Genomic DNA, 20,805 nt, shown 5'->3' with positions numbered 1-20,805 from the left:
ATAATTGTTTGGGGACTGACCCCTATGTCTTACTATCGGGCTTGGGTGGGAACAAATCAATAGCTTTATTTGGGAGGTTTTGTCGAAGTTGTCTATAAAGAGAAAGTCCATCTGAACCGGATGTACTTCCTCCGGTTCAGATGGACTTTTGTCTACTACTTATTTTGTTACTTATTTTCCTACTTATTCTGCAAGTACTGGAAGTAATCTTTTATTCCTAAGTGAATCTGGTACGCTGCTTTCTTGCGCCATGTGTCAGATCCTAGTTTTGCAGAGTCATCCTTATGGTCGATAAAACCTAACTCTACTAACGTGCTTGCCATATTTCTCTGATTCTTAATGACATAAAAATTATCTTCTTTCACACCGCGATCTTTCATGTCTAGTTCAGGAACCATCATTCGAGTTTGAATATACGTTGCAAGCTTCTTATTGTAAGCAGCCATGTTATTATCTTCATTATAGTACGTTTCTGTTCCATGAGCTGTTCCGTTGAACGAGTTGGTATGAACGGAAACAAAGGCTTGCCCACCTGCAAGATTTGCGATGGATACTCGTTTTTCTAATTCGTGGAAGACGTCTGTTTCCCGTGTCATGACTACGGTTGCACCTGCTGCTTTTAGATAGTCACGAAGATGCTTAGCGGTAATCAGTGTAATATCTTTTTCCTTCAAACCGAATCCGCTTGCCCCAGGATCATGAGCACCATGGCCCGCATCAACCACAATGATTTTCCCTTTTAACGGATTGGAAGGACTTGAAGGATCAGATGGAACTGTGACTGATGGATATTTTAAGTACGCTCCATGTACATACCCTTTTAAGTTATTTGCACTGACATACGCCCAGCCGTTTGATAGTTTGCTATAAACATTTACGTTCGTTCCATTTACATAGGAACCGATGCGAGTTGCGTTCGCATCAGGAGCTGTTCTTACATTTAAAGAATCTGCAATAACCTGTGCTTGCGCAATCGGTTTCGGTTCTGCCGGCTTTCCGCGGAAATTAGGATTTAATGCACGAGCCAGCATCAGCGCAAAGTCAGCACGCATGATGTAATCTTTCGGCCCAAATTTCCCGCCAGGATATCCTCCTACAACTCCTGCTGTTGCCAGTTTGTTAATCGGAACAAACGTTGGTGATGTTACAGGAACATCTGTGAATGTAATTCCGCTTGTTGCTGGAAATGACCAAGCTCTTGTCAGAATTGAAGCCATCTGTTCGCGTGTAAGCTTATCGTTTACACCATAATACCCATTACCATAACCCGCCAAGATTTTTTTGTTGCTCATATCCTGTATGTAACCTGAAGCAAAGTGATTTTTTGGAACATCTAAATATTCCGTATCCCGGTAGCCTCCCTGTAATTGAAGGGCACGTCCGATCATAGAAGCTGCTTCTGACCTTGTCACATGATTATCAGGCTTGAACGTTCCATTGGTATATCCGCCTAAGATTTTCTTGTTTGCCAAATACATGATCTCATCGTAAGCTCGATGATGAGTTGGCACATCAGGAAAAGATGATGCGGAAACCGAACCTGGCGATGAGAAGCAAAGAGTTGTCACAAGCAATAAAAGACAAGTGACGATAATCTTCCTGCCAATCATCTTAATTCCCCCTAATTTGTAGTATTTATAGTTTCCTAGTCTGCCAAAGGGGTAGATAAATTGTTTGTGCAAATTTTGATTTTTTACAGAATTATAGTAGTTTATGAAGTTTTATGTATTTTTTTGGCAGAAAAAAACTATAGTCTAATAGAATATCGGTCGGAATTTGTCTACTTTTAGTGAGATACGAAAAATAGATTAAAATTTATTTCTGTTATGTCTCTCTCCTACTAATTTTCTAATATTGGACGCAAAAAAAGCCCCGGACGTTTGGTCCAGAGCTTTTAAATTACTTTTTCATTTTATGCCATTGTTCAACAAGATTGCCGAAGATAACATCATCTGAAATGCTCAATTCTTGCACACTCTTATCATACAGAGGTTTACATGTATCAACCGAAACCGTCTGACGCGTTTTAATATCGTAGCAAGCCCCGTTCTTTAGCTGTAAATCATACGAACTCTTGTAATAAAGACTGTCTGTTTTTACAGATCCGTAACGGAAAACAACAGATCCTTCTTTACCATCGAGTAAGTTATTCCCGATGTGATGGTAGCTTTCTTTTTCCATGCCAAACAAGTGAAGAAGTGTAGGCATGATATCAACCTGGCCACCCGCTTTTTCGATCTCTTTCCCTTCAACACCAGGAACATGAATGAATAACGGAATGCCGTCTTTTACTTCTAATTCACCAAGCGGATCTCCCTCTTCATTCGCGAAGATGCTGGAAGGTGTCTTCGACTGCATATACCCTGTGTCATGGTCACCATAGAAGACGACAACGGAGTTTTCCCATAATCCGTCTTTCTTTAACTTTTCTATGAATGTGCCCACAGCCTGATCGACATAGTGTACCGACTGCAGATAGTTTCGCAGGTTAACATCTCCCACATCAGCAATATCCAATGTTTGATATTTTGCTGGCATCGTATATGGATAATGAGATGTTAAGGCAATTAAGAAAGAGTAGAAAGGATCTTTCATCTTCTTCATTTTATCAGCAGATTGAGTAAGGAATGCTTCATCTCCAATCGCCCAACCAACCTGTTCACCTTTCTCAAAAGCTTCAATACTATGAAACTTGTTAAAACCAAGGTTCGGGTACACAATATAACGATTCCAGAATCCTGGTTTGTATGCATGGAAAGCAGCCGTATCGTAGCCGTTCTCTTTTAAGATGTATGGTAGTGAGTCGTATTCATTACGCGGGAATCTAACATATGCTGAACCAGTTGCTAACGGATAAAGCGACGTGTTTGCTGAGAACTCTGCATCAGACGTTCTGCCGCTCGCTGTCTGGTGGTGAATATCGTTAAAATAGAGTGATTCTTTTTTAAGCTTATTTAAATTCGGTGTGATTTCTTGTTTGTTCGCTTCCCTATCGATCACGAAACTCTGAAAGGCTTCAAGCTGAACCATGATCAGGTTCTTACCGGCAGCTTTTCCTTCGTATGTGGTTTCGACTGCTTGCTCTTTGTTTTTATCCTCGAACCATTGTTTCGCATCTTTTCGGTCTTTTGCGCTGACTTCCTTCTTATTTAATACATACTCATCTAAATATTTGTAGGTGTCAAAGCCGTGGAAGCCAAAAAGGCCCGTCACTTCATATACACGCATACTCGATAATGTTTTATCAAACAGATATGCCCCGCCTTTTTGCACAAAATCATGCAGCGGATAGAAGAACAGCCATGCACCAACAGCTCCTGCTAGTAATCCAGTTGCTAAGCGTAATGCTGGATTCGCGTTCTTTTTAATAGGGATCTTTTTGAAGAATACGATCAATAAAACCGTAAATAACAGAACATCCGCAAAAAGCAGGAAGTCTTTCCAGTTAAATAAATCTCCAACCGAGCTTCCAAGTGAACTCATTTGTTTAATTTGTAATAATACAGCACTTGAGATCAAGTCTTCGAAATATCTGAAATAAATGGCATCTGCCAAGATAATAAAGGAAAGAATAAAATCTAAAATGAGTAAAGCGATTAATTGAGGCTTAAATTTCAGGATAATCGTCCAAAATGAGACTAATACGATCGCTCCGAAAGAAACAAGAAGAATGCCTTCTCTTAATGGTGAAAATGAAGCATCATGTACAAAAAAGTTAAACAATCGTTTAAACATGTCGATGATTCCATATTGAGAAAACAGGGTATCTGATTGATTAGAAAACCAAGTTAATTTCCAACCAATTAATATGACAAACAAACTGTATATCAGTAGAGAAATACTTAATGACTTGAGCTGTTGTTTCATCTTTGCCTCCATTCTAATTATTACTTTTTACGGAACTATCACTTTATGTAAATGCTACTATTTTTGTACACTTATTTCAATAATACCCTATCTATTCCCTATTTTCCCAAATCTATATCCTTTAGAATTTTCTTCTGCAAGCACCTTTTCATGGTGATAATATAGTTTGATTCATAGGGTATTAATCGTCACTTTGGCAAGATATAGAGACAAGGAGATTAATCATCAGATGAAAAGAATCCTTCTACTATTCGTTGTTGTATTTTGTATAGGTATAGGATATGGCGCCTACGAACAAAGAAATCTGGATACCGAGAACCAAGATGAAGCATTGGCTTCAGTCCATGTAGTGAAAGCGAAGAGTGAAGTAAGAATATCAGATGTTCCATTAATCATGCAGAAACCTGAGCTTGACCGGGGTTGTGAAGTAACTTCACTTGCCATGCTTCTTCAATATGCGGGTGTTGAGGTTGATAAGATGGAACTGGCTGACAAAGTGAAGAAGGATACAACTCCATATAAATATGAGAATGGTACTTATTATTATGGTAATCCGAATGATGGGTTTGTTGGTGACATCTATACGTTTGATAAGATGGGGTATGGTGTGTATCACAGGCCAGTCGCAGAGCTTGCGGAGAAGTATTTACTTGGGAAAATTCGTGATCTAACTGGCGAGCCGTTTGAAGAAGCTATACTAAAACCACTCTCTGCTGGGAAACCTGTGTGGATTATTATTAACGCAACATATCAGAAGCTGCCTGAATCGGAATTCCGGACATGGAACACACCAAGCGGGCAAGTTCAGATTACGTGGCACGAGCATTCTGTTGTGGTAACTGGATTTGATGCAGAATTTGTGTATTTCAATGATCCGCTTGGAAGAGCCAAGAAAGCTAAGCGTAAGGGATTCGAGGAAGCATGGATGCAGATGGGGTCGCAGGCTATAACTTATAAATAAATGGGGACAGACCCCAGACAAATACAAATTTGCATAATTTGTATTTCTGGTGTAGACACTTTTATTAACATTAACCTTATCTTTTTCAGCTTTCAGCTTTCAACGTTGTTCGATTTATAAGATATATAAAAACCAGCTGCCGGATGTTCTATACATTCCGAAAGCTGGTTTTCTTTTTTATTGGCCGGTTGCGGTAGATTAAACTGGCAAGCACGATTGCCGTAATGCCGCCCGTAATATCAATCATGACATCTTCAACATGAGGTGAGCGGTTTTCAGTAAAGTTCTGATGCGTTTCATCAAAAGTAGCATAACCGGCTACCAAGGCGAATGCAATGATGGCTGATTTTATCGTGTCGCTTCCGTTTAATCGGATCGCTCGAAAAGCAAAGAATCCTAGAGCGAAGAATACCGAAAAATGAGCACCTTTACGTATGAAAAATTCTATAAAACTCGCGGGTCCCTTCGCTTCTACACTTACTTCTGAACCAGCGTACTTAAGCTTAACACCACTGAAGTTCTGCTCTACTTTTTCTAAATCCACATATTTGCCGATCTCTGGTCGTACGTCTTGCTTTTGATACGGCTGTGAGGATGAATAGAATACACCTATCACAATCAATAGAACAGGAATCCATTGATAGATTTTATACTTTCTCAAATTGTTCTTATCTCCTTTTATACTTCGTAATGGTTCATTATACAGCATATCCATATGTTACTGAATAAGACCAGCACATTAGAAAGGTATCAGTCCGATTAACTGATACCTTTAATCTTACTTATTTAATTGACGTTATGAAGATCCACTAATTCATATGTAAGCTGTGTTTTGTTCTCTTTCCAAGTAATTTCGGTTACTTTTCCTTTACCCGCTGGCTTTGATTTTTCTGTTTTTTGAACGGTTAGCAGGTTGTTCAGCACATAGAGATGATAGCCCTCAATCTCTAGGTTAAAGGTGTTCCCTTCAATTCTTTTTTCAATACCGTTCGTTAAAATACAGGTTTGCATGATAAAAGGCATGTTCATTCATAAACACTCCCCTTTTCTTTTCTTACTTCTATTTTAAAAGATGCTGAATGGTTCGTCTAATTTTTACAAAAAATAAAAAAGCCCGCAGAGTGGGAGGTTCCTTCTCTGCAAGCTATTTATTATTATCGGGCTGTTTTTCGAAATTTAAATACGAATCCAACGATAAAAGATAAAATGGTCATAATGAATAGAGCTGTTGTAATCGTTGTAATGCCTGCGTTCATGTTTAATGCATGATAAACTTGAGCGCTGATCCCAAATGGAATGGCAAAGAATAAAAACAGCATTCCAAAGATCGCATTTTTTGTGTTGTACAATTTCGTCTTATGTGCGATATCTAAAACTTTTAAGCTTAAAATCCAAAAAGCACTCGTAATCGACCAGAATAGGAGTATGGAAGAAATAAATGAAGTTGAAGTTAGTCCTAGAATTCGGTCGATGACCAAATTAATATTCTCCCATACCATCACTGTTTGATAGAATCCTAATGCAAATAGTGCGGCTAAGAAGATAAACGCATATCCAAACCCTGATGTAAGTTGTTTCATCCCCAAATATACTCTCCTTCCCCAATTCCGTAAAAACGAAACCTAATTTTCAAATTATTTTACAATATTTTTTTGAAAATTGGAACCCTTTCTTTCCAATTAACTGTAATTTCAAAGAAAATTCACAATTCTATCACTATGAAAAATATGGTAAAATTGGATTATGGAAGAGTTAAGGGGGTTAAATTGAATAAAAAACTATCGTATATCATCATTATTATTTTCATAATAGCACTATCTTTTTCGGTTAAACCTTTACTTGAACGAGCTACAGGAGGTCATCAAGCTAAGGATTTTCCAGGCAGTGCAAAAACAGCAACAAACTTTTTCAAATATAAAGATGAGCGTGAAGAAATGATCAAGATGCTCGTTGAGGGGAAAATAAAGAAAGAAGATCCATTTCACACGGGTTTTGCATTTTACTATACGCCTCCGCAATATAAAAAAGCGAATAGAGATGACCATATTCAAGCTAGAATGTATGGAGACCGCTTTTATGTCTTTTTCCAATCTGTAGATTCTCCCGTATTCGGACCCGGTTTAACAGAAGGCTTTTTGTATTCTTCAACGGGCAAAGAACCAAAAAAATTTACTGAATTTCCAGTCGTAAGTTTAAGTGGTTTATAAGCGAATCGATGAACATTGGTTTTTTATTACGGATAATAATGAATACTATGATTAAAGGAGCTGTCTTTAGACAGCCCCTTTTTAATTGAGTAGAACTTTATTCTCTTTCATAAGATCCCTAATATTGTGTTTCAGAAGCTCTGACTTTTTAGAGATTCCTTTTTCAAACTGTTCAATCGTTGTTTGATCTCCGTTACTTTTTGTCCGTTGAACGTTTAAGAGGTCTTCCATGTGACTTTTTACAGGTTCTTCCCCTTTTTTAGGTAATTTACCACTCTCTAACTTCATGATATAAATGAAAGCATCCATATCTTTGTAATTTAGTTCAACTTCTATACCCATATGGTCATTGATGTATAAGAAGGTTGTCTTCCAGCTCCCATCTGTCGCAACCGGTTCGGAAAATCCAAAATCGTTTACTAGATATGAGAAACTCTCTTCCGTGATCGATGAGAATAAATTCAATGGTAGCACCTCCGTTTATTTTAGTGTTTCATCACTTCATTATTATCGTAATTAATTCCTTACAGTTTACATGGTTTCCTTACATAAAGATATAACTTATACTTCGCCCTGTTGGTGTCGACTCCTCTTTTAAGAGAAAAAAGGGAATAAAAAACCACCAGGATAAGGACATGGCATGAGCCATGTCTTTTCCTGGTGGACAAAATTGGTGGTTTTGTATTTGTTTGGGGTCAGAGCCCTAATACTATTCTGTTACTTTTGTGATGCGGCCTTCGATTTTGGGTTCAACTGTTTCTTGTGCTTTCACGTAATTAATTAATGCATCTAGGTCTGTAATGTTTACAACAGGGTTAGCACCACTCGTAAGGACCGTGTACCCGTCTCCACCAGTAGCCATGAAGTTGTTTACTGTCGCTGTGTAAGTCGCATCCACATCAATCGGTGAACCGTCTTTCAGCTTAACTTCTTTCACTTCTCCCGTAACTTTCCCATCCGTTACTGTTTCAGAATAGGAGAACGTTAATCCAGACACTTGAAGGATCTTCGCCGTTCCTGTTGCCCATTGCTGGTTTAATAGGTCGATTACTTGTTGTCCTGTTAATTCCATCGTTACTAGGTCGTTACCAAACGGTTGAACAGTGAACAACTCTTCCCACGTAATCTCACCTTGGTTAATACTTGCGCGAACGCCGCCTGGGTTCATGAATGCTAGATCAGTTCCGGTTTGAGCAATCATTGAATCTGCAATGAGGTTACCCATTAGACTTTCGCCGTTTGCATTTAAATCCCTTGTGATTTCAACGGCAGCCGTTCCGACTACTTCGTTTAGCTTATCTTTGACTTGATCGTAAGCAGCATCGACCATTGCTTTAATTTCTGCATCTGGTTCGATTCCTTCATGGAATGTATTGATGACTTCTGCTGATTTTTTCACAATATCTCCGGTCTTTTTGTTGATTAATAGATCGATATCAGAGAATGCTGTACCAGAAGAGAAAGACTGCACGATTAATTTATTATCCACTACTGTGTTCGTGTATTTATGATTGTGCCCTGCGTAAATGACGTCAACTTCATCATCAATCGTATTCGCCATATCAATCACTTCGCCTCTTGCGTTTGTTCCATCAGTATTAGACTCGGCAGGATTATGCGAAACAACGACGATGGATTTTACTCCCTGCTCTTTTAATTCTGCTGTGTATTTGTTGATTGCTTCCACTTCATCCGTGAAACTTACTCCTTCAACACCGCTTGGAATAACAATGCTCGGCGTTTCAGTTGTAACAACCCCAATGAATCCAACATCCACTCCGCCTACTTTATAGATTACATAAGGATCAAGAAGTGGTTCCCCTGTTTCATCTTCAATCACGTTAGCCGCAATATAAGGGAAATCCGCACCTCCAAAATCCCCAGTTACTTCATGTTCCCCGCCAAAGATCAAGCGAAGCATTTCATCTACACCTTCATCAAATTCATGGTTTCCTAGCGTACTCACGTTAAATCCAAGTGTATTCAGAATTTCAATCGTAGGCTCGTCTTGAAGAAGAGCAGATGCAGGAGCACTCGCCCCTACTGAATCACCAGCAGAGATTTTTAACGTATTGTCAGGGTTTTCCGCTTCATGCTGTCTTAAATAGGCAGCCAGGAATTCTGCTCCACCCGCCATCTTATTTTCAACTTTTTTATACGTGTTGATCTGTCCGTGAAAATCATTAATGCCTAGTAACTGAACAGATACTAAAGAGCTCTTAAGCAGATTATGAATCACAGCTGCCCCTTCTGCACGAACTGTATTATCTTTAGGAGCTAGAGTCGTAGCAGATTTCCCGTTGATCAATCCGTGTTCTACGGCAACACTTACAACTTCCTTTGCCCATGAACTTACTTGATTCATATCTTTATAGTTAGGAGTTTCTGTAGATTGAATTTTTGTGCCTAAATGATGTTCATAAGCCCGAACGAGCATAGTGATCATCTCTTCACGCGTTAATACTTTATTCGGATCAAGCTTTGTTTCGCTAGTTCCTTTAACAAGACCTGCTGCATAAGCGTTTGCGATATCTCTCGCCGCCCATGCCGGTACATCTGTAAATGGTGTCTCTTCTTCAGTCGCTGGCAGGTCCAATGCACGCGTCACGATAACAATAAATTGAGCACGCGTTAATTCAAGCTCTGGACCAAACTTATTTCCTCCAATACCAGCAACTAATCCTTCGTTTGCTAATTCATGAATGACTTTGTTTGCCCAATGCGATTGCTTAACATCTACAAATTTAATAGATTCCTCGGCATTCACTACATCTTTCCATGTGATCGGTGCTGCTAATACGGAAAGAGCCATAGAAGCGGCTAACATGGTACGGCTAACTTTTGAAAATGGTTTTTTCGACATTATTATCCCCCAAATTACAAATATTTTGAATTGCCAAATATAATTATATATTTATAGATTAATAATGAAAGGGGTTTCTTGTAAATTTTTATTAATTTAGTAGATTTTTGTATTTTTTAAACTTTAAATTTCTTCCAAAATCTCTTTTAAATTTACCTACTTATGGTAAAATCATATGCGTCAGTAAAAAAATTGTCGAAAATTATCTTTATATACAACTTTTAGAATAAAGAGGGAATTAAATGGTTTTTAGCAATCTTGTATTTCTTTTTATGTTCTTACCTATCGTTCTAGCAGCCTACTTTTTGCTGCCAAGAATGTTTAAGAACTTTATTTTATTACTCGCGAGTTTAATTTTTTACGCTTGGGGCGAGCCGAAATATGTGATCCTGATGCTCATTTCGATCGTTATGAACTATATATTTGGTCTGATGGTCCATAAGTTTCGCAACGAGATACGCTATAAAAAGTTGACTGTCGCGCTGGCTGTTATTGCCAACATCGGCTTGCTAGGCTATTACAAGTACAGCAACTTCCTGATCGAGAATATGAACAGTCTTTTCGATTTGAACATTGCGAACGAACCTCTTCCGCTGCCGATTGGCATTTCGTTTTTTACATTCCAGGCGATGAGTTATGTAATCGATGTGTATCGCCGTGATGCGGCCGTTCAAACAAACATTTTTGATCTTGCTTTATATATCGCTTTGTTCCCGCAGCTTGTTGCCGGGCCTATTGTTCGTTACAACACGGTTGCAGATGAGATCAAGAAACGCGTTCATAGCTTTGCTCTCTTTTCAGAAGGGGTGCGCCGTTTTATTATCGGGCTTTCCAAAAAAGCGTTGATCGCAAATCCCATGGGTGAGCTGGCCGATACACTTTTTGCTATGAACCCGGGTGACATGAGTTCGGGTACAGCTTGGCTTGGAATTTTGGCTTATACACTACAGATCTATTTTGATTTTTCCGGATACAGTGATATGGCGATCGGTCTTGGTAAAATGTTCGGATTTAACTTCTTAGAAAACTTTAATTTCCCTTACATTTCACGCAGTATTACAGAGTTCTGGAGAAGATGGCATATCTCACTTGGAAGCTGGTTCCGGGACTATGTGTACATCCCGCTTGGCGGAAACCGTAAAGGAGCTTGGGCGACATACAGAAACCTGCTTATTGTTTGGACGATCACTGGTTTTTGGCATGGCGCAAGCTGGACGTTTATGGCTTGGGGCTTTTATTACGGAGTGATCATTAGTTTAGAACGCTTTGGCTTGAGCAAGCTTTTAGAAAAACTGTGGCGACCACTGCAACACGTATACGTACTACTTATCGTCATGATCGGTTGGGTCTTTTTCCGGGCAGACAGCTTTGACTACTCGTTTCACTACATTCAGACGCTGTTTGGCTTTAGCGGTACTCAAGCCATAGATAATGAGACTTTCCTATATATGAATGATTACGGCTATGTGTTTATTTTAGGTATTCTCTTCAGCATGCCAGTCATGAAATGGCTGAGCAAGTTCATATATCGAGAGAATAATTTTTTGGGTAGATGGGCCGTTCCAATTGTTAGCCCCATTGTTTATTTGTCACTGTTGATTTTCGTGACCATGTTTCTTGTGAACTCTACATACAACCCGTTTATTTATTTTAGATTCTAAGGAGTGAAGAAGGGAAAAATGAAAACAATCAGTAATATCGTTTTATCTGTCTGTTTTTTAGCCTTCATATTTGGTATGGCGATGAAAATGGAATCCACTCCGGATAAAAAAGAATCTTATTATGAGAACCGTGTTTTAGCGAGTGAACCGGAAGTGAAGTTCGAAAAACTAGCGAATGGAACGTTTGCAAAAGAATATGAAAGTTATTTTACAGACCAATTCATTAATCGTGATGAATGGATCAAGATGTATCTAAACTGGCAAAAGTTTACAGATCAAACCTATATCTATAAATATTTGATTACAGATGACCGCTGGGTTTTCCCGGAGCCTGTATCAAAGTTTGCAAAATCAAGCTATGATAAAACGATTGCTTCAATGAAAGATTTGAACAAATATACGGCTGAAAGAAATATTGAGTTGATTTATTTCTCACTGCCTAATCGAAAAAATATTCTTGAGGTTCCTTATCCTTCCTATACAAAACCTAATTTAGCTGAAACAAATATTAAGTATGTTTTGTCCAATTTACCTAAAGAGCCGATGCATGTTGTTGATGTATCTGAAACGTTTAAAAAGAGGTTTGACCAAAACGAACTAAAAAACTTATTCTATGTAACAGACCACCACTGGAACATGGCAGGTGCTTTCGAGGGCTATAAGATTATTCGAAACAATCTTGCTGAAAAATCATCCATTTTTTCTGATGGAGAAGTGGATGAATCTCTTTATTCTATGAAATGTTTTGATGAAAAAAAATTCATGGGCGGCTACAACAAACAGCTTTACGGCATGATCGACTATAACCGTGAAAGCATCTGCCACACGGAATCTAAAGAGTTCGACATCTCATCTTTCGAAGTGTATACAGGTCCTGTAGTACAAGAAAACAAGACCGATTGGGAAAAGGTTTATGGAAAAGCTCTTTACGAAGAATCGGAAATTGTGGACTATTCTGGTGTTTATACATTGGATTGGCGAGAGTTAAACATCATCAATCCTTCTAAAAAAGAAGGAGGAAAACGTGCTTTAATTATAAAAGATTCTTATGCGAATCCACTTACTCAGCTGATGAGCCAACATTTTTATCAAACCACTTTTTACGACATGCGCTACAATATGGACCGCAGTGTATTTGAGTTCCTCGATAAGAATGAGTATGACACGATCATTTTCTTGTACAACAATGAAAACATGTTCAAGCGCATGTACGATTTCGATCTTTCTGAAACAGAAGAAAAGCAAGAGAAAGAAGATCAAGTATATTAAAGTAGAGAAAGCCTTGCCAGATGGCAGGGCTTTTATTTGAATTGTGATTCTTTTTGTGTAGAAATGAGCTCCTTTTTTGTGAAATGACTATTCTCTTATTCTTAGTGATGTGTGGAAAACCTTTCGATCGGTTTTTTGAGTCTTTTCGGACTGGTGTGATCTGATGAGGTTAGCTTACGATGGGGATATAAAGGATAGATAGAAAGTAGAGGTTAGATCATGAAGAAAAGATGGATCCTGTGCGGAATTGCTTTAATCGTGTTAACGAGTGTATTTGCTAGACCCGCTTATGCAGCGGATTTTCCCCGTCAAAAGCTGATTTCGAGCAAGTTTTTTAACGAATCTCAGATGATTATAGTCGAAGCGAACGGCTGGGACACGAAATACGCAAAGCTCTCTACCTATGAAAAAGTAAATGGAGTTTGGAAGAAGGCGTTAGGTCAGATGCCCGCCATGCTGGGGTATAACGGATTTGCCAAAGTGATGAAAGAAGGCGGCGGCGCTTCTCCAACAGGCATCTACAACATGGGACTCGGTTTCGGATGGGCGGCTAAGCCTGCTAACAGCAAGTACTCCTACCGTGTGACTACTGCTTATGATTACTGGGTGGATGACGTGACTTCACCTGATTACAACAAATGGATCTATTATAGCGGAAATCCGAATTCCCGTTGGAAGTCGTTTGAAAGAATGAATCATCCGTTGTACAAATATGGTGCGGTCATCAAATACAATGAGAATCCTATTGTAAAGGGAAAGGGCAGTGCGATTTTTCTGCATATGTGGAAAAGCTCTACCTCTGCTACCGCAGGGTGTGTGGCAGTTTCAGAAGCAAACATGAAAACATTGCTTACGTGGATGGATTCCAAGAAAAAGCCTGTGATCGTAATGGGTCCTTCATCTGAGATTGATAGCTATTTATATGCTAGAAATGAGAAGCTCCAAAAAGTCGATGTGGTGGTTAATGGTGTGATGCAGAATTACGATCAGCCCGCAGTGGCTGTCGACGGTATGACGCTTGCCCCTTTTAGAGGAATCGGTGAAACATTGGGTGCTAAGGTGGAATGGAATGCAGAAACTGGAACGGTTAAAGCAGAGTTGGATGGAACCGTAGTTGAGCTGAAGTATTTGTCTAACGTGGCAAAAGTGAACGGAGTAAATAAGACACTCGATGCTGCCCCAATCAGTATCAACAACCGTATTGTAGTGCCAGTGCGGTTTATAGCAGAAGCGTTTGGTGCTGATGTGAAGTGGGATGGTAGTAAACATGCCGTGATGATTAATAAGAAATAGAGATTAAAAGAGAATAAGTGAGCTCACTGAGTAAGTGAGTAAATGAGTAAATGAAAAAACCTCCACGTCAGCGGATATGTCCGCCTGACGTGGAGGTTTTGGTGTTTTTGTATTTGTTTGGGGTCAGACCCCTACTATTGTACTACAGAACGCGGAAAGTGTCTGGACGCTCTGTGGATTTACCGAAGTAATGCAGAATCGCTTCTACGATTCTACGACTTGCTTCTCCGTCTCCATATGGGTTAGAAGCTTTAGACATCGCTTGGTACGCTGCATCATCTGTAAGCAGTTCTTTTGCAAGATTATAGATCGTCTCTTCATCAGTTCCCGCAAGCTTCAACGTTCCTGCTTCGATTCCTTCAGGACGTTCTGTTGTGTCACGAAGTACAAGGACTGGAACACCAAGTGAAGGTGCTTCCTCTTGAACGCCGCCGCTATCTGTAAGAATGATGTGAGCACGTGATGCGAAGTTATGGAAATCTACTACGCCAAGAGGCTCGATCAGATGGATGCGGCTGTCATCTTTAAGAATTTCATCAGCTACTTCACGTACAGCTGGGTTTAAGTGAACTGGATATACCACTTGTACATCGTCATGTTCGTTCACTAAACGCTTAATCGCACGGAACATGTTACGCATCGGGTCACCCAAGTTTTCACGACGGTGAGCGGTTAGCAAGATTAGACGGTCATCACCAAGTTTCTCAAGCACTTCGTGAGAGTAGTCCTCTTTTACAGTAGTCTTTAACGCATCAATCGCCGTGTTTCCTGTTACATAAATGCTTTCGTCTGACTTATTTTCGTTCAGTAGGTTTTGAGCTGCTGTATCCGTAGGAGCAAAGTTCAAATCTGAAATGACACCCGTCAGCTGACGGTTCATTTCCTCTGGATACGGTGAATACTTATTCCAGGTACGAAGACCTGCTTCAACATGTCCAACTGCAATTTTGTTATAAAGGGCAGCAAGACTCGCTACAAACGTCGTTGTCGTGTCACCATGAACAAGAACAACGTCAGGCTTCTCTTCCTGCATAATTTTATCTAATCCTTGAAGAGCACGTGTTGTCACTTCGCTAAGTGATTGGCGCTCTTTCATGATGTTTAAATCATGATCCGGTGTTACTCCAAAAATCTCTAGCACTTGATCGAGCATTTCACGGTGCTGTGCTGTAACCGTTACTACCGATTCGATCTTTTCATTATATTTTTCTAATTCCAATACAAGGGGTGCCATCTTAATCGCTTCCGGTCTTGTACCGAAGATCGTCATTACTTTTACTTTGTCAGCCATTCCAAATTCTCTCCTTTAATCAGGACATATGTATACCATTATGGGCGAAATGCCTCTTATTCATGCTATCGTTTCATGTCTCAGTCGTCAAATCAAAAAAATAATTTGTTTATTTCAGGTTCAGATGGTAAAATTATATAGTTTTCTAAAATAATAACAGTGGAGGATTTTTAATGAAGAAAACCCTTTTATATTCAATTCTGGCCTTGGGTCTAATTGCCGCAAGTGTCGGTGGATATGTTTACTACATAATAAATGTAAAAACATACGATACAGCAGATAAAAAAGTTACCGAGATTACGGAGAAAGAATACGATATAAAGCTTCCTAGCGATAGTGCGTCAACAGATGAACCTGTTCCACCTGCTGAAAACACTTCGACAGACAGCGATGACCCAAGTACTGATTCTGAATCCAACTCAGATCAAGGATCATCTGTCTCTTCTACCGGTAACAAAACAGACAGTACAACTGCATCGACATCAATCCAGCCAACTACGGCAACTACTACTAGCTCTAATAATCATTCGCAGCCCAAAGCACAAAAGGTAACCGTGCAACAAATAAAAAATAATTATCGTCCTGTATTTGAATCTCTGGAATCGCAAGCAAATGGGAGACTTTCTTCTCTTCTTGGACATGCAGAGTCAGAATACCGTTCGAAAAAAGCAAATGGTGAGAAAGTAAGAATCGGTTACTTTGTATCCAAGTATAAATCTGCAGCTGAAAACCTAGAGGCAAAAACCGATCAAACATTCAATACCATCTACTCCGCTCTTAAGAATGACTTGAAGAAAAACGGATTTGATCCAAAGAAACATGCAGCAGAGTTCAAAACAAAGTATGAGAACGAAAAAGAAGCCCGCAAAGATTCCTTATATGCAAAAGTAAAAGAACGTTTATAAAAAAATCTGCCTGAAAGATGGCAGATTTTTTGTTTGTTTAGTGGTCCGTAATTAGGTTAGTCGTGAAAGCTGAATTTGGTGCATAGAAGTGCTGTTTTTGTGCATAGAGTTGCTTTATTTATGCATAGAAACAGGTTTAGTGCATAGGGATAGTTCTTTTGTGCATAGAATCGGTGTTTAGATGCCTAGAACCACTACAAAGAGGCATAGAACTCCCCATTTTATGCATAGAACAATCGTTACGGCTCATAGACCGATCGATCACTCACTTCCGCTCCATCTCCAACTCAAATCCAACTTCAAATGTTCGGTTCCATGGTAAAAACACGTTGCTGATCTTAACTTTATAATCTTCCTCATAAGGCGTTTTCTTTAAAAACGCGGCTCCCTCTTCTAAAAACGCTTTTTCCACACGTTTTAACAGGTCAGGAGCGTCAGCTTTCACTTCTGCACGAACTTTTTGCCTCACAACTGACTGATACACATAGTCTTCCAGCAATCGGAACAGTATTTGCTCATCCATAAAATGCGGATCAACATCTAAGCCTTTCGTTTTGGCTAGATGAACCATGGCAGCCTGTGCGACGACGGTCCCAAGGGTATTCCCTGCCGTGTTCCAGGCGGCAAACCCACACAACTTACGAACATCTACTCCAGCCAATAGCTGTGGAATCATTGCTGGATCCGCACCGTTGGCATAGGCAACATCAGCAACGGCTACGGCATACCCTTTACCTAAATAATGCTTAATCCGCTGCACCCACTCACCGATGTTGCGGTCAGGCGTATCAACGTCCCCCAAAAAGAGCTGAACGGCGGGGTCACCTTGCTTTTTACCAGGCACATTCACTGCGAGCAGCACATCCGCATCTCCTGGTGTTGCTTCTATGAAACTGCCGAACGCGTAAATCTGGCCTTTTACACTCTCCGCAATCGGTCGGTCCTCATACAGCGCGTTGATCAGAGCGCCTTTTTCACCGCTGTAAAATGGATAAAAGATAGGCTTCGTCACGCACTCAAGTTCATAGATCATGCGGGCTATGAGCGAATTCGCCACTTCATCAGCACCTGGATAAATCGCAACCTGATCGAAGAGCTCTTTTTCTAAAACTTCTCGCGACAGTTTCTCCTGTTCCAAGATGTTCATCCCGTATTCAGAAGTGTCGTCCTGCGGAAACACCAAGCGGTCAATCCAGCCGTCCTCCACTCCTTTTAATAGAGTCTGATTCAGCTGAAAGTTCTTCTCCCGCGTCTCCTTGTAATCTTGTAAAATAGCTGGCGGAATCTTCTTTTCCATTTCTTCCATCTTAAGACGAGCTTCCTCGATCCCTGTCTTCAAAAAGCGGTGATATTGATAGGAATACGAATAGATCTCCATTCCGTACTCTGACCAGTACGGCTTTTCTTCTTCGTTCACATAATTATTGGAAATCCGCATCGTGGCACTAAACGCCATGATAGGCTTTTCGGGATACTTCTCCTTCAACTCTTTTATAGAAGTTAAACGATTGTTTAATACTTCATACGAATCTGGGGAAACCCTTGACGGGACAAGACCGCCATAACCAAGCATGTCTGTTGATAGCACAAATCCATCCACTTCCCCTGCGACATTCATGAGCCACTCGCGAACCGCATTTACATCTCCTGGTCTTTTCAAAAAGCCTAAGATCTCTTTTGACGGTACAACGACATTCCACCCGCCGATTTTAGCAATCTGACGAGGCAAGTCACGTGTTACGGGCCTTGCATCCACAGGAACAAGCGCAATTTTTTTGTTCATGTACATTGCTCCTTTTTTATGTAATCAAAAGAAAGACGGCATTCCAGAGAAATGTCCGTCTAGATTAAGTCAATTCGTTTTCACGGAGAGCCAAGTATTTCTGCTCAATGTTTTTAAACACTTTTTGCGCCAGGATTGTTAAGAACATCGCGATCGTACTTCCGCCGATCAGGATTAAAAGACCTGAGAACATCACGTACAACACGATCAGTAACCCAACGCCAACCACGGCAAGCAGTCCGTAATGTAAATGGGATAAGCATACGAACACACTATTTTTGATCCCTTCCCACACCTTCACGTCATAATGGGCGAAGACGGGAAAAAGGAAACAAAGTATCATGCCGGCAAAAAAGCTGATCATGAGTATGAGAAAGACCACTGCGCTCATGGTTTCAGTTTGGATAAAAAAGCGATAATCTACATATAGAACGGCCGAGACGAGAAACAAGATCGCTCCCACTCCATTCCCTTTCCAAAACTGGCTCATAAAGTTTTCTTTAAATGTACGAAAAAGTGGGAGATCTTCATGTTTGATGACTAGCTGCCTCGTGACCGAGAACATCGCCATCGTGGATGGAACGAGTCCGAACACCACAAGACCCAGTAAGGAGAACAGCACCCAATAGCATTGGATCAAGACGAGCCGTATCAGCCAATCGCAAAGTATGTTGATTTTTCCCATGACACCATTCATGAAGATTCCTCCTTCCTTTTATCCTTTTACCGCGCTGGAATATGCGCTTTTGATGAAGTAACTTTGGAAAGCGATAAACACGATTAAGATTGGGATCAAGGCGATGAGTGCACCGGCTGCAACTAAACGGGTGTTTGAAACAAATGTTCCTTTTAGCTCATACAACCCGACGGTTAACGGATACATGTTTGAGTCCTCTAGGATCAGGAGCGGCCAGAGGAAGTTGTTCCATGCTCCGATAAACTTTAGGATGGCAAGTGTCGCGAGCATCGGTTTTACCATCGGAAGCAAGATATGCCACCAGATCTGCCAAGCGTTCGCGCCATCGATGATCGCTGACTCGTCCAGTTCTTTTGGAATCGAGATGAACGCCTGCCTCATTAGAAAGATGGCGAACGCACTGACAATCCCAGGAAGGATAACCCCAGAGTACGTTCCGATCAAGCCGAGCTTTGAAATCGTCAGATAAACCGGAATCATCGTAACCTCGCCAGGAATCATCATGGTTGCTAAGATGGTCATGAAAACGACGTTCTTTCCTTTAAAATTCATTCGTGCCAGCGGAAAAGCGGCGAGTGAACAAAAGAATAGGGGCAGGATCACTCCCCAAAAGGATAGGACCACGGAGTTCCATAAATAGAGCGGCAGGTTCAACGTGTTCCATACGGTGACAAAATTTTCGAAGGTTATGTTTTCCGGTATAAAGTTAGGCGGATACGAAAAGATGGTTTCGTTCTGCCCTTTGAGTGATGTGGATACGGTCCATAAAAACGGCATGATTGTGACGACCGCAAGTAGGGTCAAAAGCGTATAAGAGACACTCCATCTTAAAATGTTTCTTTTGTGTTTGAGAGACAGCTTTCTCGACTTTTTCGCTTGAATCTTCGGCTGAAGTTTGGCAGTTTTCAGTTCCATTTTGTCACCTCCCTATTGTGTCGTATCCAGTGCCCGTTTGTTAATCAGCGTCAAAATGAGGATGATCACGAAAAGAATAGTCGAGACGGCACTTGCATAGCCCATTTCGAGGTCTGTGAATGCTTTCTCGAAAATCATATAAACGAGTGTTGTAGTCGATCCGATCGGTCCGCCAGCGGTCATCGTCAACATGAGCGTGAACTCTTTAAACGCCGACATGGTCGAGATCACCGTTACGAAAAAGATGATCGGTTTTAAACTTGGAAACGTAATGTAAAAATGTTTCGCCCAAAAGCCGGCACCGTCCAGCTCAGCGGCTTCGTAAAGATCTTTTGACACAGATTGAAGCCCTGCAAGGTAGAAGAGCATATAGTAACCGAGCCCCTGCCAGATCGTGACGATCGCTAAACTCGGCATCGCGGTGAATTTATCAGTCAGCCAGTCGATCGGGTTGATGCCTATCGCTTGAAGGGCTGCATTAAAGAGTCCGTCATCCTTAAACATCCATGTCCAAAGGATCGCCGTGACAACCACGGAAACGAGCGCTGGGAAGTAAAAGATGAGCCGGTACACTTTGATCCCCATAAGCTGCTGGTTCACGAGGATTGCCAGGAAAACCGGAAAGACGATCAATGCGGGTGTAACGAGAATCCAGTAATAAAACGTGTTCCAGAGCGCTGTCCAAAAGTCGTCGTCCGAGAAAGCTCTCGAGAAGTTCTCAACGCCGACCCATTCGATCGGCTGAAAGACATTGTAGTTCGTGAAGCTGAGTCCGAGCGCCGTAATCGCAGGAATAATACTGAACGTGAGCAGCAGAACACCTGTCGGAATTAAAAACAACCAAGCTGTTCTAGCTTTATACAAGGAAATGCCCCCTTTCTTTCTAAAGAAGCCGGAATTCTTACCTATAATGAAACTTGGCTGACGCCAAGCCGTATGCGTCAGCCTTTTTGTTTCTTATGGAATAGCGTGAAAGGTCTTTCTATGCACCGTATTGTGAGGTCTATGCATAAAAGTTTGACTTCTATGCACGAAAAGAATGAGTCTATGCACTTAAAAGAAGGCTCTATGCACATAACGCTTTTCTATGCAC

18 protein-coding genes are annotated in these 20,805 nt (G+C 40.6%); 6 read left to right on the top strand and 12 right to left on the bottom strand.

Annotated elements, in window-relative coordinates; all coding sequences use genetic code 11:
• Positions 1 to 179: 179 nt before the first annotated feature.
• Both M3206_RS08815 and M3206_RS08810 read right to left on the bottom strand, forming a co-directional pair.
• A complete protein-coding gene (locus M3206_RS08815) occupies positions 180 to 1,610 on the bottom strand; it encodes an N-acetylmuramoyl-L-alanine amidase (RefSeq protein ID WP_251312152.1) in 1,431 nt (476 codons plus the stop codon).
• A gap of 289 nt (positions 1,611 to 1,899) precedes the next feature.
• Complete coding sequence (locus tag M3206_RS08810) at positions 1,900 to 3,867, bottom strand: LTA synthase family protein (protein WP_251312151.1); 1,968 nt, start codon at positions 3,865 to 3,867, stop codon at positions 1,900 to 1,902.
• 229 nt (positions 3,868 to 4,096) lie between these two features.
• Here M3206_RS08810 and M3206_RS08805 point away from each other — a divergent pair, with 229 nt between their 5' ends.
• Positions 4,097 to 4,828: a C39 family peptidase gene (locus tag M3206_RS08805; RefSeq protein ID WP_251312150.1), complete on the top strand. Its 732-nt coding sequence runs from the start codon at positions 4,097 to 4,099 to the stop codon at positions 4,826 to 4,828.
• A 148-nt stretch (positions 4,829 to 4,976) separates the two neighbouring features.
• Here the strand turns inward: M3206_RS08805 and M3206_RS08800 are convergent, their stop codons facing one another.
• From M3206_RS08800 to M3206_RS08790, 3 genes are all read right to left on the bottom strand, one after another.
• Positions 4,977 to 5,489, bottom strand: a complete 513-nt coding sequence (locus M3206_RS08800) for a VanZ family protein (protein WP_251312149.1) — start codon at positions 5,487 to 5,489, stop codon at positions 4,977 to 4,979.
• Between the two features lie 125 nt (positions 5,490 to 5,614).
• Positions 5,615 to 5,857, bottom strand: coding sequence for a DUF2584 family protein (locus M3206_RS08795; protein ID WP_251312148.1), 243 nt, complete (start codon positions 5,855 to 5,857; stop codon positions 5,615 to 5,617).
• A 125-nt stretch (positions 5,858 to 5,982) separates the two neighbouring features.
• Positions 5,983 to 6,408: a hypothetical protein gene (locus M3206_RS08790; RefSeq protein ID WP_251312147.1), complete on the bottom strand. Its 426-nt coding sequence runs from the start codon at positions 6,406 to 6,408 to the stop codon at positions 5,983 to 5,985.
• A 186-nt stretch (positions 6,409 to 6,594) separates the two neighbouring features.
• On the opposite strand from M3206_RS08790, the gene M3206_RS08785 reads away from it, so the two are divergent.
• Complete coding sequence (locus M3206_RS08785) at positions 6,595 to 7,035, top strand: hypothetical protein (protein ID WP_251312146.1); 441 nt, start codon at positions 6,595 to 6,597, stop codon at positions 7,033 to 7,035.
• A gap of 81 nt (positions 7,036 to 7,116) precedes the next feature.
• Here the strand turns inward: M3206_RS08785 and M3206_RS08780 are convergent, their stop codons facing one another.
• A complete protein-coding gene (locus M3206_RS08780) occupies positions 7,117 to 7,500 on the bottom strand; it encodes a hypothetical protein (protein WP_251312145.1) in 384 nt (127 codons plus the stop codon).
• 244 nt (positions 7,501 to 7,744) lie between these two features.
• Entirely contained in the window at positions 7,745 to 9,898 is a 2,154-nt protein-coding gene (locus M3206_RS08775; RefSeq protein WP_251312144.1) for a 5'-nucleotidase C-terminal domain-containing protein, read from the bottom strand.
• Positions 9,899 to 10,140: 242 nt separating this feature from the next.
• Here M3206_RS08775 and M3206_RS08770 point away from each other — a divergent pair, with 242 nt between their 5' ends.
• The 3 genes from M3206_RS08770 to M3206_RS08760 all read left to right on the top strand — a co-directional run bounded on the left by M3206_RS08770 (position 10,141) and on the right by M3206_RS08760 (position 14,121).
• Positions 10,141 to 11,559 (top strand): MBOAT family O-acyltransferase, encoded by a 1,419-nt coding sequence (locus tag M3206_RS08770; RefSeq protein WP_251312143.1) that lies wholly within the window; start codon positions 10,141 to 10,143, stop codon positions 11,557 to 11,559.
• 18 nt (positions 11,560 to 11,577) lie between these two features.
• Entirely contained in the window at positions 11,578 to 12,828 is a 1,251-nt protein-coding gene (locus M3206_RS08765) for an alginate O-acetyltransferase AlgX-related protein (RefSeq protein ID WP_251312142.1), read from the top strand.
• A gap of 219 nt (positions 12,829 to 13,047) precedes the next feature.
• The gene (locus M3206_RS08760) at positions 13,048 to 14,121 is read left to right on the top strand and encodes a stalk domain-containing protein (protein ID WP_251312141.1); all 1,074 of its coding nucleotides are present in this window, start codon (positions 13,048 to 13,050) and stop codon (positions 14,119 to 14,121) included.
• Between the two features lie 142 nt (positions 14,122 to 14,263).
• On the opposite strand, the gene wecB is transcribed toward M3206_RS08760, so the two are convergent.
• Positions 14,264 to 15,412, bottom strand: a complete 1,149-nt coding sequence (gene wecB, locus M3206_RS08755) for a non-hydrolyzing UDP-N-acetylglucosamine 2-epimerase (RefSeq protein WP_251312140.1) — start codon at positions 15,410 to 15,412, stop codon at positions 14,264 to 14,266.
• A 173-nt stretch (positions 15,413 to 15,585) separates the two neighbouring features.
• On the opposite strand from wecB, the gene M3206_RS08750 reads away from it, so the two are divergent.
• Entirely contained in the window at positions 15,586 to 16,317 is a 732-nt protein-coding gene (locus M3206_RS08750) for a hypothetical protein (protein ID WP_251312139.1), read from the top strand.
• Between the two features lie 265 nt (positions 16,318 to 16,582).
• Here the strand turns inward: M3206_RS08750 and M3206_RS08745 are convergent, their stop codons facing one another.
• From M3206_RS08745 to M3206_RS08730, 4 genes are all read right to left on the bottom strand, one after another.
• Complete coding sequence (locus tag M3206_RS08745) at positions 16,583 to 18,100, bottom strand: DUF4127 family protein (RefSeq protein ID WP_251312138.1); 1,518 nt, start codon at positions 18,098 to 18,100, stop codon at positions 16,583 to 16,585.
• Between the two features lie 64 nt (positions 18,101 to 18,164).
• Positions 18,165 to 18,797 (bottom strand): YesL family protein, encoded by a 633-nt coding sequence (locus tag M3206_RS08740; protein WP_251312137.1) that lies wholly within the window; start codon positions 18,795 to 18,797, stop codon positions 18,165 to 18,167.
• Between the two features lie 18 nt (positions 18,798 to 18,815).
• Positions 18,816 to 19,712, bottom strand: a complete 897-nt coding sequence (locus M3206_RS08735) for a carbohydrate ABC transporter permease (protein WP_251312136.1) — start codon at positions 19,710 to 19,712, stop codon at positions 18,816 to 18,818.
• 12 nt (positions 19,713 to 19,724) lie between these two features.
• Positions 19,725 to 20,576 carry a carbohydrate ABC transporter permease gene (locus M3206_RS08730; protein WP_251312135.1) on the bottom strand — a complete coding sequence of 284 codons (852 nt, stop codon included), beginning with the start codon at positions 20,574 to 20,576 and terminating at the stop codon, positions 19,725 to 19,727.
• Positions 20,577 to 20,805 lie beyond the last annotated feature (229 nt).

Source organism: Fictibacillus phosphorivorans (assembly GCF_023715845.1).
Lineage (GTDB): Bacteria > Bacillota > Bacilli > Bacillales > Fictibacillaceae > Fictibacillus > Fictibacillus phosphorivorans_D.
This window is presented reverse-complemented; position numbering and strand designations above follow the sequence as displayed.